14 protein-coding genes are annotated in these 12,829 nt (G+C 58.3%); 6 read left to right on the top strand and 8 right to left on the bottom strand.

What is annotated here, in order from left to right; translation table 11 throughout:
• Positions 1-80: 80 nt before the first annotated feature.
• Positions 81-2,471: a glucose/quinate/shikimate family membrane-bound PQQ-dependent dehydrogenase gene (locus IB144_RS21685; protein ID WP_002888816.1), complete on the bottom strand. Its 2,391-nt coding sequence runs from the start codon at positions 2,469-2,471 to the stop codon at positions 81-83.
• Between the two features lie 80 nt (positions 2,472-2,551).
• Here IB144_RS21685 and IB144_RS21680 point away from each other — a divergent pair, with 80 nt between their 5' ends.
• Both IB144_RS21680 and hpt read left to right on the top strand, forming a co-directional pair.
• Positions 2,552-2,671 (top strand): hypothetical protein, encoded by a 120-nt coding sequence (locus tag IB144_RS21680; protein ID WP_012542835.1) that lies wholly within the window; start codon positions 2,552-2,554, stop codon positions 2,669-2,671.
• Positions 2,672-2,675: 4 nt separating this feature from the next.
• Entirely contained in the window at positions 2,676-3,212 is a 537-nt protein-coding gene (gene hpt, locus IB144_RS21675; RefSeq protein WP_002888819.1) for a hypoxanthine phosphoribosyltransferase, read from the top strand.
• Positions 3,213-3,271: 59 nt separating this feature from the next.
• Here hpt and can read toward each other — a convergent pair whose 3' ends face one another.
• Positions 3,272-3,934, bottom strand: coding sequence for a carbonate dehydratase (gene can / locus IB144_RS21670; RefSeq protein WP_002888821.1), 663 nt, complete (start codon positions 3,932-3,934; stop codon positions 3,272-3,274).
• Between the two features lie 184 nt (positions 3,935-4,118).
• On the opposite strand from can, the gene IB144_RS21665 reads away from it, so the two are divergent.
• The 4 genes from IB144_RS21665 (at position 4,119) to IB144_RS21650 (ending at position 7,687) form a co-directional block, all read left to right on the top strand.
• On the top strand, positions 4,119-5,045 hold the full coding sequence (locus IB144_RS21665) for an ABC transporter ATP-binding protein (RefSeq protein WP_002888823.1): 927 nt from the start codon (positions 4,119-4,121) through the stop codon (positions 5,043-5,045).
• Positions 5,042-5,812 (top strand): ABC transporter permease, encoded by a 771-nt coding sequence (locus IB144_RS21660; RefSeq protein WP_002888827.1) that lies wholly within the window; start codon positions 5,042-5,044, stop codon positions 5,810-5,812. The genes IB144_RS21665 and IB144_RS21660 overlap by 4 nt, the downstream gene beginning before the upstream one ends.
• A 122-nt stretch (positions 5,813-5,934) precedes the next feature.
• A complete protein-coding gene (locus IB144_RS21655; protein ID WP_004177394.1) occupies positions 5,935-6,375 on the top strand; it encodes a PTS sugar transporter subunit IIA in 441 nt (146 codons plus the stop codon).
• 58 nt (positions 6,376-6,433) lie between these two features.
• A complete protein-coding gene (locus IB144_RS21650) occupies positions 6,434-7,687 on the top strand; it encodes a polysaccharide deacetylase family protein (RefSeq protein WP_004145907.1) in 1,254 nt (417 codons plus the stop codon).
• Positions 7,688-7,722: 35 nt separating this feature from the next.
• Here IB144_RS21650 and panD read toward each other — a convergent pair whose 3' ends face one another.
• The 6 genes from panD to gluQRS all read right to left on the bottom strand — a co-directional run bounded on the left by panD (position 7,723) and on the right by gluQRS (position 12,788).
• Positions 7,723-8,103, bottom strand: a complete 381-nt coding sequence (gene panD, locus IB144_RS21645; RefSeq protein WP_002888834.1) for an aspartate 1-decarboxylase — start codon at positions 8,101-8,103, stop codon at positions 7,723-7,725.
• A 92-nt stretch (positions 8,104-8,195) separates the two neighbouring features.
• A complete protein-coding gene (gene panC / locus IB144_RS21640; RefSeq protein ID WP_002888835.1) occupies positions 8,196-9,050 on the bottom strand; it encodes a pantoate--beta-alanine ligase in 855 nt (284 codons plus the stop codon).
• A gap of 11 nt (positions 9,051-9,061) precedes the next feature.
• Complete coding sequence (gene panB / locus IB144_RS21635; protein ID WP_002888841.1) at positions 9,062-9,853, bottom strand: 3-methyl-2-oxobutanoate hydroxymethyltransferase; 792 nt, start codon at positions 9,851-9,853, stop codon at positions 9,062-9,064.
• A 120-nt stretch (positions 9,854-9,973) separates the two neighbouring features.
• Positions 9,974-10,453 (bottom strand): 2-amino-4-hydroxy-6-hydroxymethyldihydropteridine diphosphokinase, encoded by a 480-nt coding sequence (folK, locus tag IB144_RS21630; protein ID WP_004145905.1) that lies wholly within the window; start codon positions 10,451-10,453, stop codon positions 9,974-9,976.
• Positions 10,450-11,844, bottom strand: a complete 1,395-nt coding sequence (gene pcnB / locus IB144_RS21625) for a polynucleotide adenylyltransferase PcnB (RefSeq protein WP_071526609.1) — start codon at positions 11,842-11,844, stop codon at positions 10,450-10,452. Before pcnB ends, folK begins: the two co-directional genes overlap by 4 nt.
• Before the next feature lie 62 nt (positions 11,845-11,906).
• The gene (gene gluQRS, locus IB144_RS21620) at positions 11,907-12,788 is read right to left on the bottom strand and encodes a tRNA glutamyl-Q(34) synthetase GluQRS (RefSeq protein WP_004145903.1); all 882 of its coding nucleotides are present in this window, start codon (positions 12,786-12,788) and stop codon (positions 11,907-11,909) included.
• Positions 12,789-12,829: the final 41 nt, after the last annotated feature.

Raw genomic sequence — 12,829 nt, 5'->3', positions numbered from 1 at the left:
TCTGCGACCTGCTGCGATCCCCTACGGGAAGAAGAACGGAACACCAAAAAAAACGGCAACTTTCGTTGCCGTTTTGCGTTTTATTTGGCGTCATCCGGGAGCGCATAGGCGACAATATAATCGCCCATTTTGGTACCGAACGAGCCGTGACCGCCGGCAGAGATGACAACATACTGTTTGCCATTCACTTCGTAGGTCATCGGAGTCGCCTGACCGCCGGCTGGCAGACGGGCTTCCCACAGCTTCTCGCCGTTGCTCATATTGTACGCGCGCAGGTAGTTATCTGCAGTCGCCCCGATGAACAGGACGTTACCGGCCGTGGAGATCGGACCGCCCAGCATCGGCATCCCCATGGTAAACGGCAGTTTAACCGGCATCGGGAACGGCAGGCTGTCCTGCGGAGTACCGATACGTTTTTTCCATACCACTTCGTTGGTTTTCAGATCCAGGGCGGAGATATACCCCCAGGCCGGCTGTTTGCACGGCAGGCCGAACGGCGACAGGAACGGGTTCAGCGTTACGCCGTACGGGACGCCGTACTGCGGCTGCACGCCGGACTCGGTACCAGAGCCTTTCGCATCTTTCGGCGGCTCCATCGGATTGCCTGGCCCGCGCGGGATCAGTTTTGAGACGAAAGGCAGCGCCATCGGGTTGGCGATAGCCACCTGACGGTTCGGATCGACGGAGATACCGCCCCATTCAAACATCCCCAGGTTACCCGGGAACACCAGCGTGCCCTGCTCAGACGGCGGGGTGAAGATACCTTCATAGCGCAGCTGGTGGAAGATCACGCGGCACACCAGCTGGTCGAACATAGTGGCGCCCCACATGTCCGCGCCGGTCAGATCTTTCTTCGGACGGAAGCTCAGATCGGAGAAGGGCTGGGTTTTGGTAACGTAATCACCTTTGGCAGCGCCCTGCGGAACCGGTTTTTCCGGCGCCGGGACCACCAGCTCGCCGTTACGACGATCCAGCACGAAGATGTTGCCGGTTTTCGCTGGGGCATAGATGACCGGTACGGTTTTGCCGTTGACCTCAATATCAGCCAGCGTCGGCTGGGAAGGCATGTCCATATCCCACAGATCGTGATGGACGGTCTGATAGCTCCAGGCCAGCTTACCGGTGGTGGCGTTCAGTGCCACAATCGAGCTGGCATAACGCTCTTGCTCCGGCGTACGGTTGCCGCCCCAGATGTCCGGAGTGGTCACGCCCATCGGCAGATAGACCAGATCCAGCTTAGCGTCGTAGGCGGCAGGCGCCCATGAGTTCGGCGAGTTGAGCGTGAAGTGATGTTCATCGCTCGGGATGGCGTTCGGATCTTTCGCACCCGGATCGAAGGCCCACAGCAGTTTACCGGTATTCACATCAAAGCCGCGGATCACGCCTGACGGCTCGCGGGTAGAGAAGTTATCGGTGACCGCGCCGGCAATCACGATGGTTTTATCGGTGATGATCGGCGGTGAAGTGGGTTCATACATGCCCGGCGTGGTGACCGGCATGTTGGTCTGCAGATTGAGAATACCTTTATTAGCAAAGGTTTCGCACAGCTTACCGTTGTCGGCGTTTACCGCGAACAGGCGACCATCGTTCACCGGCAGGATAATGCGGCGCGGACAGTCGGCGACGACGTCGGCAGGGGCGTTATCCGCTTTCGCTTCGTGATAAGAAACACCGCGGCAGGTGACGTGCTGGAACGACGGATCGGCGTTCAGCTGCGGGTCAAAATGCCACTTCTCTTTACCGGTGGCGGCGTCCAGCGCAAACAGGCGCTGGTGAGCGGTACACAGGAAGAGCGTATCGCCGACTTTAATCGGCGTCACTTCGTTAGTGATTTCACCCGGATCGTTCGGCTGTTTCAGGTCGCCGGTGCGGAACACCCAGGCTTCCTTCAGGTTCTTCACATTATCGGCGTTAATCTGCTTCAGCGGGGAGAAGCGCTGGCCTTCCTGGTTACGGCCATAGGCCGGCCAGTCGCCGTCGGCGACGGTGGAAATCGGTGCGGCCGGCGTAGCGTCGGCGCTCAGGGTGCCGTTGACTTCCTGCGGGTCGTTAAAACCAGCCCAGGTCAGCATGCCGCCGCTGATCAGCAGGGCGACGACCAGCGCGCCAACGGCGCCAGCGGAAGGCACCGGCAGACGACGCCAGACAAAGGGCAGGATCAGCCAGATGCCAAAGAAGACGAGGATATCGCTACGCGGCGTCAACGCCCAGAAGTCGAAACCAACTTCCCAGACGCCCCAGATCATGGTCGCCAGCAGCAGCGCGGCGTACAGCCACAGCGCAGCGCGCTTGCCGCGGAACAGCATTACGGTCACGCCCAGCATCACCAGCCCGGCGATAGGGTAGTACCAGGAGCCGCCAAGCACGACCAGCCATGCCCCGCCGATTAATAGATAGAGGCCGCAGAACGCTGCAAATAGCGCAGTCAGCGTCACCAGGAGCCTTGATTGTTGAGACTTTGTTTCAGCCATAAAAAGTTACTCATGTGTTTGTTAAATTTTTTAACTGCAATTAATTATAGGATTTAACAAGTGTGATCGGAATCACAAATATGGCTTTATTAATCCCTGCACCGAAGATTTCTTTTTGCTGGTATACTGGATGGCTTGCCGGTCATCGTCGGGGCGAAAGCAGCGGCTTTGATGATTTATATTTAGAATCAAATGGTTAGTATTATGAAACATACTGTAGAAGTGATGATCCCGGAATCCGAGATCAAAGCGCGTATCGCGGAACTGGGTCGTCAAATCAACGAACATTATCAGAACAGCGGCAGCGAAATGGTGCTGGTGGGGCTGCTGCGCGGCTCGTTTATGTTCATGGCCGACCTGTGCCGTGAAGTGCAGGTGCCGCATGAAGTCGATTTTATGACCGCCTCCAGCTACGGCAGCGGCATGTCCACCACTCGTGATGTGAAAATCCTTAAAGATCTGGATGAAGACATCCGTGGTAAAGACGTTCTGATCGTGGAAGACATCATCGACTCCGGCAATACCCTGTCTAAAGTTCGCGAAATCCTCAGCCTGCGCGAGCCGAAATCGCTGGCCATTTGTACGCTACTTGATAAACCCAGCCGCCGCGAAGTGAACGTCCCGGTTGAATACGTCGGTTTCGCGATTCCGGATGAGTTCGTGGTGGGCTACGGTATCGACTATGCTCAGCGCTACCGCCATCTGCCGTATATCGGCAAAGTCACCCTGCTGGACGAGTAAGGGGATATCCCACTCTGGACAGCGCGCGCCGCGCTCTCCAGGGTGGCGAAGTCTGAAGGCTATCTGTGGTTGATGTGCTTGATCTTGAGGTTGGAGATCCCGTGGCGATAGCGCTGTTCGAGGGTTTCCCTGCTCACAGCGGTGACATCCAGATCGCGCAGCAGTCCGTCGTGAATCCCGTAAGCCCAGCCGTGGATGGTCACCTTCTGTCCGCGCTTCCACGCGGATTGCATAATCGTCGAATGTCCCAGATTGTACACCTGTTCCATCACGTTCAGTTCACAAAGGGTATCCAGACGGCGCTCCTCTGGCATTTCACCGAGCAGCGAGCTGTGCTTAAACCAGATATCGCGGATATGCAGCAGCCAGTTGTCGATAAGCCCCAGCTCCGGGTTCTCCACCGCCGCCTGCACGCCGCCGCAGCCGTAGTGGCCGCAGATAATAATGTGCTCGACTTCCAGGACATCGACGGCATACTGCACCACCGACAGACAATTGAGATCGGTGTGGATCACCAGGTTCGCTACGTTACGATGCACGAACAGTTCGCCAGGCTCCAGGCCGGTGAGTCGCTCAGCGGGAACGCGGCTGTCCGAACAGCCAATCCACAGGAAGCGCGGTTTCTGCGTCTGCGACAGTTTCTCAAAAAAGCCGGGGTCCTCTTCCACCAGCATTTTTGACCATAGTGCATTGTTGCTGATGAGTGTATCTATATCATTCATGGACGTTATCGGCCTGTAACCAAGTAAGTGCGTTGCGCTAATATAGGGTAAGCTCACCTTTTTTAAAACCATCTTAACCCGTGATACTTCAGGCTGCAGATGCGTTGGCGGCGTCAGCGCCGGTCCAGCGCAAACGTGAGTCAGGCGGGTTAATGACGTGTCACGACACGAGAAGAGATATTTAATGACCATTGCTCTGGAATTAAAACAGCTCAAAAAAACCTATCCCGGCGGGGTTCAGGCGCTGCGGGGGATCGACCTGCAGGTCGAAGCGGGGGATTTTTATGCCCTGCTGGGCCCGAACGGGGCCGGAAAATCCACGACCATCGGCATCATCAGCTCGCTGGTGAACAAAACCTCTGGTCAGGTCAATGTCTTTGGCTACGATCTGGAGAAAGACGTCGTCAATGCCAAGCGCCAGCTTGGCCTGGTGCCGCAGGAGTTTAACTTCAACCCGTTCGAAACCGTGCAGCAGATCGTCGTTAACCAGGCGGGCTACTACGGCGTTGAGCGTAAAGAAGCCCTTTCCCGCAGTGAAAAGTATTTAAAACAGCTCGACCTGTGGGAAAAACGCAACGAACGCGCGAGGATGCTCTCCGGCGGGATGAAGCGCCGTCTGATGATCGCCCGCGCGTTGATGCATGAGCCGAAGCTGCTGATCCTCGACGAACCGACCGCCGGCGTCGATATCGAACTGCGTCGCTCGATGTGGGGCTTTCTCAAGGATCTCAACGATCGCGGAACCACCATTATCCTGACCACCCACTATCTCGAAGAGGCCGAAATGCTATGTCGCAACATCGGCATCATCCAGCACGGCGAGCTGGTGGAAAACACCTCGATGAAAGCGCTGCTGTCGAAGCTGAAGTCAGAGACCTTTATTCTTGACCTCGCGCCAAAAAGCCCGGTGCCGAAGCTCGAAGGCTACCAGTACCAGCTGGTCGATACCTCGACGCTGGAAGTGGAGGTTCTGCGTGAGCAGGGAATTAACAGCGTCTTCGCGCAGCTGAGCGCCCAGGGGGTGCAGGTACTGAGTATGCGTAACAAAGCTAACCGTCTGGAAGAGCTGTTTGTCACGCTGGTGCATGAGCGAAAAGGAGAATCAGCATGATGCAGCTTTATTGGGTCGCGCTGAAAAGCATCTGGACCAAAGAGATCCACCGTTTTATGCGCATCTGGGTACAGACGCTGGTGCCGCCGGTGATCACCATGACCCTGTATTTCGTGATTTTTGGCAACCTGATCGGCTCGCGCATTGGTGAGATGCATGGTTTTACCTATATGCAGTTTATCGTCCCGGGCCTGATCATGATGGCGGTGATCACTAACGCTTACGCCAACGTCGCCTCATCCTTCTTCAGCGCCAAGTTTCAGCGCAATATTGAAGAGCTGCTGGTGGCGCCAGTGCCGACGCATGTGATTATCGCCGGCTACGTGGGCGGCGGGGTAGCGCGAGGACTGTGCGTAGGTATCCTGGTGACCGCGGTGTCGCTATTCTTTGTGCCGTTCCAGGTTCACTCCTGGCTGTTTGTCGCCCTGACGCTGCTCCTCACCGCGGTGCTGTTCTCGCTGGCCGGGCTGCTGAACGCAGTGTTTGCCAAGACCTTCGATGACATTAGCCTGATCCCGACCTTTGTGCTGACGCCGCTGACCTATCTCGGCGGGGTGTTCTACTCGCTGACCCTGCTGCCGCCGTTCTGGCAGGGGCTGTCGCATCTGAACCCCATCGTCTACATGATCAGCGGTTTTCGCTTCGGCTTCCTCGGTATCAACGACGTCCCGCTGGCGACCACCTTCGCCGTGCTGGTGGTGTTCATTGTCGCCTTCTATCTGCTGTGCTGGTCGTTAATTCAGCGCGGTCGCGGCCTGCGTAGCTGATACTCATCATGGTTAGCGCTTCCTGAAGTAAATATGCGAAGCGCTAACCGCTTATCTTTGACTCCCATCACCGATACGTCATCTTCACCTTGCTACATTATTCGCTGGCTAAGGAGGGAAGCATGCTCGGATGGGTCATTACCTGTCACGATGAGCTGGCGCAGGAGATGCTGGATCGTCTTGAACAAAAGTTTGGTCCGCTGGCCCAGTGCCGGGCGGTCAATTACTGGCGCAATCTCAGCAGCAATATGTTGAGCCGGATGATGTGCGATGCGCTGCATGCCACCGACTCCGGGGACGGGGTCATTTTTCTCACTGACAAAACCGGTGCGGCGCCTTATCGGGCCGCGGCGCTGATGAGCCACAAACATACCCACTGCGAAGTGATCTCCGGCGTCAGCTATCCACTCCTTGAGCGAATGTATCTCCTGCGAGGCACTTTAAGCAGCGTGGCGTTTCGCCAGGCGATCGTCAGCGCGGGCGGGCCGATGGTGAGCAGCCTGTGGCATCAGCAGCAGAAGAACCCCCCGTTCCGGTTGCGCCATGATGCCTGGGGAAATTAAGCAGCGGGACAGATACCGCTTTTGTTACAATAACCGCCGTTGATGCTATAACGGTTTGATGCGTATGCTTGCCCGATTTTTGACCCTGCTTCTTTTCCTGACCTCACTCAGCGCCTCCGCCAGCCTGCTTAGCCAGCAGGGCAAGGCTGTGCGCTATATGCAAACCACCGAAGACGCGGTCATCTGGGCGCAGGTGGGAAACCATGTGGTCAGCGTCGGCAATGTTCGTGCCGGGCAGATCCTCGCAGTCGTCCCGACGGCGGCTGACTACTATGAGTTTCGTTTCGGCTTTGGCACCGGGTTTATTGATAAAGGGCATCTCGAGCCGGTGCAGGGCAAGCAGCGGGTGGAGGACCGTTTGGGGGATCTTAATAAACCGCTGAGTAACCAAAATTTACTCACCTGGAAAGATACACCGCTCTATGACGCTCCCTCGGTAAGCAGCGCGCCGTTCGGCACGCTGGCCAACAATCTGCGCTATCCGATCCTCAGCAAGCTGAAGGACCGGCTCAATCAGACCTGGTTTCAGATCCGCATTGGCGACCGGCTGGCGTGGGTCAGTAGTCTGGACGCGCAGGAGGATCACGGTATTCCCGTGCTGACCTATCACCATATTCTGCGCGATGAAGAGAACACCCGTTTTCGTCATACGTCGACCACCACCTCGGTTCGCGCCTTCACGAATCAGATGACCTGGCTGCGCGATCAGGGCTATACCACGCTGACCCTGTATCAGCTGGAAGGCTATGTGCGTAATAAAATCAATCTCCCGGCGCGAGCGGTGGCGATCACTTTCGATGATGGCTTGAAATCGGTGAACCGCTACGCCTATCCGGTGCTGAAACAGTACGGTTTCCATGCCACCGCGTTTATTATCTCCTCGCGTATTAAGCGCCATCCGCAGAAGTGGGATCCGAAATCCCTGCAGTTTATGAGCATTTCCGAGCTACGCCAGATCCAGGACGTCTTTGATATTCAGTCGCATACTCACTTCCTGCATCGGGTTGACGCCGGCCGGCGGCCGATTTTATTCAGTCGCAATTACCATAATATTCTGTTTGATTTCGCCCGCTCGCGCCGGGCGCTGAGCCAGTTTAATCCGCACGTTCTCTACCTTTCCTATCCCTTCGGCGGCTATAACGCTACGGCGGTGCAGGCGGCGAATGACGCCGGGTTTCATATGGCGGTAACGACGGTGCGTGGGAAGGTGAAGCCGGGGGACAATCCGTTTCTGTTAAAGCGGTTATATATCTTACGCACGGATTCGCTGGAGACGATGTCGCGGCTGATCAGTAACCAGCCGCAGGGGTAATACCGACGCTGCGCCTGAGCGCAGCGTCGCGGCCATCAGGCGACCTGTACCGGAATAGCTTTCGCCTGGCGCTTCATTTCGTTGTCGCCTTCGAAGTAGGCGATGTTAGGCTGCCAGCTGCGCGCCTCTTCGTCCGACATGGTAACGAAGCTGGCGATGATCAAAATATCGCCGACGCTGGCGCAGTGCGCGGCGGCGCCGTTAACGGAGATGATCCGGGAGCCCCGCTCGGCGGCAATGGCGTAGGTGGAGAAACGGTTGCCGTTGGTGACGTTCCAGAGGTGAATAGTTTCATTCTCCAGAATACCGGCCGCATCCAGGAAGTCCTGGTCAATGGCGCAAGAACCTTCATAGTGCAGGTCCGCCTGCGTGACTTTTACGCGGTGGAGCTTGCCCTGCAGCATATTACGCATCATAACTTCTACCCTTCAACCTTAATGTAGCAGAGCGGACACGGCGCCCGCCCTGAGAAAAGCCCGGGCAGTATTGCCCGATTTTTACCCGCTGTCTACTGAGCGAGCGTGACGATCCGGTTGTCGATCAGGCGAGCCTGCCCCAGCCAGGCGGCCATCAGGATCACCGCGCGCTGGCTGGCATCGGTCAGCTCAAGCAGGGTGTCGGCATCGCGGATCTGAATGTCGTCGGCGCGGAAGCCTTTCTCATTCAGCTCCTGTTCAGCGATAGCGATGATCTCATCGAGCTGGCGATCGCCGGCGGCCAGCTTTTCCGCCACCGCGCTCAGCACTTTATACAGACCAGGCGCGATTTTGCGCTGGTCGGCGGTCAGGTAGCCGTTACGCGAACTCAGCGCCAGGCCATCTTTCGCGCGGACGATCGGCACGCCGATGATCTCAATGTCGTAGCCCATGTCGGCGACCATCTTGCGGATCAGCGCCAACTGCTGGAAGTCTTTCTCGCCGAAGCAGGCGACGTCTGGTTGAACAAGGTTGAACAGCTTACTGACGATGGTCGACACGCCGCGGAAATGGCCCGGGCGGCTGGCGCCTTCGAGCATGGTGGATAATCCCGGAACGTCGACGTAGGTCTGGCCTTCAGTACCCTGGGGGTACACTTCCGCCGGCGTCGGCGCGAAGACAAAGTCGACATGACGTTTGTTCAGCTTTTCGCAATCATCCTGTAAGGTGCGCGGGTAGCGCGCCAGGTCGTCGACGCGGTCAAACTGCATCGGATTGACGAAAATACTGACCACCACCACGTCCGCACTGGCTTTGGCTTCATCAACCAGCTTCATATGACCATCATGCAGGTTGCCCATTGTCGGGACCAACGCGATACGCTTACCTTCCTGACGCAGACGGCGGATATGCTGCCGCAGCAGCAGTACGGATTCAATAATCAGCACAACAAGACTCCTTAATGGAAACTGTGTTCTTCGCCCGGATAGACTCCGGATTCGACTTCGGCAATATACTGCCGCACCGCGGCGCGGATGTCGCCCGCTTCGGCAAGGAAATTCTTGGCAAATTTAGGAATGTGGCCGCCGGTAATGCCGAAAGCGTCATGCATCACGAGGATTTGCCCGTCGGTGACGTTGCCCGCGCCGATGCCGATCACTGGAATGGTCAGAGCGTCGGTGATGCGCTTCGCCAGTTCAACCGGCACGCACTCCAGGACCAACAGCTGCGCACCCGCCGCCTCCAGCGCTAACGCGTCTTCAAACAGGGTCTGCGCCGCATCGCCGCGACCCTGCACTTTATACCCACCGAATACGTTCACCGACTGCGGCGTCAGGCCAAGATGGCCGCAAACCGGCACCGCGCGCTCCGCCAGCATCCTCACGGTGTCGGCCAGCCAGGCGCCGCCCTCGAGTTTGACCATATTGGCGCCAGCGCGCATCACGATGGCGGCATTTGCAAAGGTCTGCTCGGGGGTGGCATAGGCCATGAACGGCAGGTCGGCAAGCAGCAGGCTGTTTGGCGCGCCGCGGCGGACGGCGCGGGTGTGATAGGCGATATCTTCCACGGTAACCGGCAGGGTGGAGTCGTGACCCTGCACCGTCATTCCCAGCGAGTCGCCTACCAGCAGCACATTTATGCCTTCATCGGCGAACAGCTTCGCGAAGCTGTGATCGTAGGCGGTAATGGTGGCAAAGCGCTTCTTTTCCTGTTTGCATTTCTGCAGCAGGGCAATGGTGGTCGGTTTCATAACATTTCCTGATGATGAAAGTCATATTAACCGGCATTCTAACAGCAGCATTCAGAGGGGCAATGATTTTGGGCAACCGATTACGACGATCGCCGCAAATGCTAAAAAAGGAAGAGGGGATTACCAGCTGGCGGGCTTTTCCGCGCCGAGATTATCCAGCACGGCGCGCAGCGCCGGGCCGTCAGGAAAGTGAAGGTCCGGGGCGATCTCGAACAGCGGCCAGAGCATAAAGCCGCGGTTTTTCATATCGTAGTGCGGAACGGTCAGGCGCTCGCTGTTAATGACAGCATCGCCAAACAGCATGATATCGAGGTCCAGCGTGCGCGGCCCCCAGCGTTCGGCTTTGCGCACTCGCCCCTGCTGCAGTTCGATGCGCTGAGTATGATCGAGCAGCGTCTCGGGGGGCAGGGCGGTTTCCAGCGCAACGGCGGCGTTGAGATAGTCCGGCTGATCCTGCGGGCCCAGCGGCGGCGTGCGGTAGAACGAAGAGACGGCGACCACGCGGCTGTGCGGAATTTCGCCCAGGGCGCGGATAGCCGCCTGCGCCTGCTCCAGTGGAGAAGCAAGGTTGCTGCCAAGAGCGATATAGACCAGAGTCATGCGCTGCCCTGGCGCGGCGCGCGCTTGCGCGGACGACGGTGACGACGGCGCGGCGCCGGATCGTCCCCGAGGTCGTTGAGCATATCTTTTTGCGCCGGCGGCGCGGCGACCTGGAATTCGCCCCACCATTTGGTCAGGCGCTGCAGTTCGTGGTTGTTCTCGGCGCCGGCGCGTAGCTCCAGCAGGTCATAGGCGGCGCGGAATTTCGGATGCTCCATCAGCTTCCAGGCGCGTTTGCCCTGACGACGGGACATGCGCAGCTGCAGCTGCCAGATATCACGAATAAGGGTGGTGATGCGCTTAGGGATCGCCAGCGTACGGCAGGCTTCGTCCAGCACATCGTTCATCGCCAGGGCGAAGGCGTCGTAGTACGCCAGGCCGCTCTCCTGAGCGATTTTTTGCGCCGTCTCCAGCAGCGGATACCAAAACATCACCGCGAAGAGGAAGGCCGGATTGACGCGCATATCGTTATGAATGCGGGTATCGGTATTCTTCAGCACCTGGCTGATGATCCGCTCCATCGGGCTGTCGCCGCGCTCGGTAAAGTAGCGGGTGATGGTCGGGAACAGCGGCTGGAACAGGCTGTATTCCCGCAGCAGCATGTAGGTCTGGTAGCCATACCCGGCCTGCAGCAGCTTGAGCACTTCTTCGAACAGACGCGCCGGCGGCACATCGTGGAGCAGGGCGGCCAGGCGCGGCAGCGGTTCAGCCGTTTCCGGGCTGATGGTCATATTGAGCTTGGCGGCAAAGCGCACCGCGCGCAGCATGCGCACTGGATCCTCGCGATAGCGGGTTTCCGGATTGCCGATCAGGCGGATCACGCCGTCCTGCAGATCCTTCATGCCGCCGACGTAGTCGCGAACGGTAAAGTCCGCCACGCTGTAATAGAGGCTGTTGATAGTGAAGTCGCGACGCTGGGCATCCTCCTCGATCGAGCCGAAGATGTTATCGCGCAGCAGCATGCCGTTCTGGCCCCGCTGGGAGGTGACGCGATCGGTGGTATGCCCTTCGTGATGGCCACGGAAGGTGGCGACCTCAATGATTTCCGGCCCGAACATCACATGCGCCAGGCGGAAACGTCGCCCAACCAGACGGCAGTTGCGGAACAGCTTGCGTACCTGATCCGGCGTGGCGTTGGTGGTAACGTCAAAATCTTTTGGCTTTTTGCCAAGCAGCAGGTCGCGGACGCCGCCGCCGACCAGCCAGGATTCGTAGCCCGCCTTGTTGAGGCGGTACATGACCTTGAGGGCGTTTTCACTGATATCTTTGCGGGAAATAGCATGCTGCTCACGCGGGATCACCGTCATAGGCGTTGGTTCGACGGCGGCTTCTGCCTCGCGCTCCTCACGGCTTAGCACCTTACGGCAAAAATTAGCGACTCGGGTAAAAATGGTGCACCTCGTAGTGTCAGACGGACTTCAGATCAACTGTACAGTGTAAAAATAGCGGCTAATCATAGCTCAGCGGGAGCCATTTGAGAATGCTCGATTTTCGCCGGCTGCCAGTTGGCGACGGCCTGGGCGAGTAAATCATCGATGCTCAGGGCCTGCCACTCCTCGGGGATCGCCTGATTCAGAAAGCGGAGCGCCCGGACGATTTCGGGGCGCGGATCGCCTTCCGGCAGCGCAGGCGCGTGGTTTTGTTTAGAGAGTTTATTGCCGTCGCCATTGAGAGCCAGCGGCAGATGGAGGTAATCCGGCGCCTGCCAGCCAAAATGCTGATACAGCGAAATCTGCCGCACCGTCGGCTCAATCAGGTCTGCGCCGCGGACAATCTCGGTGATCCCCTGAAAGTGGTCGTCGACCACCACCGCCAGGTTGTAGGCGAACAGCCCGTCGCGACGGTGGATAATAAAATCCTCACGCGCCAGCGGCTCATTGGCGATGAGCGTGCCGCGCAGACGGTCGCTAAACTGCAGCACCGGACGGGTTTGGCGCAGGCGCAGCGCGGCGTTTTCCGCCCCCAGCCCGAGATCGCGGCAGTGGCCGTCGTAGATCCCGCCCACGGCGTGGATCCGCGCGCGGGTGCAAGTGCAGTAATAGCTCAGCCCTTGCTCGCCCAGCCACGTCAGCGCCTCGCGGTAGGCTTCGTGCCGTTGCGACTGCCACAGCACGTCGCCATCCCAGTGCAGACCGTAGTGGTCAAGCTGACGCAGGATGGTATCGGCGGCACCGGGGACTTCGCGCGGCGGGTCGATATCTTCAATACGAACACGCCAGATACCCTGGTTCGCGCGGGCTTGCAGGTAGCTGCCGAGCGCGGCGATCAGAGAGCCGAAGTGGAGTTCGCCGGAGGGGGAGGGGGCGAAGCGCCCTATATAGCGTGAGTCAGTCATGGTACGGACAACAGAACCAGGCGGGAGAGACTCCCGCCAGA

This window comes from Klebsiella sp. K4 (assembly GCF_014596785.2).
Taxonomy (GTDB): domain Bacteria; phylum Pseudomonadota; class Gammaproteobacteria; order Enterobacterales; family Enterobacteriaceae; genus Klebsiella; species Klebsiella pneumoniae.
Note: the sequence above shows the minus strand (reverse complement) of the source record. Positions and strands in the feature narration are given on the sequence as shown.

What these genes read in the sequence shown, in the direction of transcription:
- can (WP_002888821.1), bottom strand. Translation starts at nt 3,934, where the DNA reads ATGAATGATATAGATACACTCATCAGCAACAATGCACTATGGTCAAAA.
- folK (WP_004145905.1), bottom strand. Translation starts at nt 10,453, where the DNA reads ATGACTCTGGTCTATATCGCTCTTGGCAGCAACCTTGCTTCTCCACTG.
- IB144_RS21660 (WP_002888827.1), top strand. Translation starts at nt 5,042, where the DNA reads ATGATGCAGCTTTATTGGGTCGCGCTGAAAAGCATCTGGACCAAAGAG.
- gluQRS (WP_004145903.1), bottom strand. Translation starts at nt 12,788, where the DNA reads ATGACTGACTCACGCTATATAGGGCGCTTCGCCCCCTCCCCCTCCGGC.
- IB144_RS21680 (WP_012542835.1), top strand. Translation starts at nt 2,552, where the DNA reads ATGGCTTTATTAATCCCTGCACCGAAGATTTCTTTTTGCTGGTATACT.
- panD (WP_002888834.1), bottom strand. Translation starts at nt 8,103, where the DNA reads ATGATGCGTAATATGCTGCAGGGCAAGCTCCACCGCGTAAAAGTCACG.
- panB (WP_002888841.1), bottom strand. Translation starts at nt 9,853, where the DNA reads ATGAAACCGACCACCATTGCCCTGCTGCAGAAATGCAAACAGGAAAAG.
- IB144_RS21655 (WP_004177394.1), top strand. Translation starts at nt 5,935, where the DNA reads ATGCTCGGATGGGTCATTACCTGTCACGATGAGCTGGCGCAGGAGATG.
- IB144_RS21665 (WP_002888823.1), top strand. Translation starts at nt 4,119, where the DNA reads ATGACCATTGCTCTGGAATTAAAACAGCTCAAAAAAACCTATCCCGGC.
- IB144_RS21685 (WP_002888816.1), bottom strand. Translation starts at nt 2,471, where the DNA reads ATGGCTGAAACAAAGTCTCAACAATCAAGGCTCCTGGTGACGCTGACT.
- hpt (WP_002888819.1), top strand. Translation starts at nt 2,676, where the DNA reads ATGAAACATACTGTAGAAGTGATGATCCCGGAATCCGAGATCAAAGCG.
- IB144_RS21650 (WP_004145907.1), top strand. Translation starts at nt 6,434, where the DNA reads ATGCGTATGCTTGCCCGATTTTTGACCCTGCTTCTTTTCCTGACCTCA.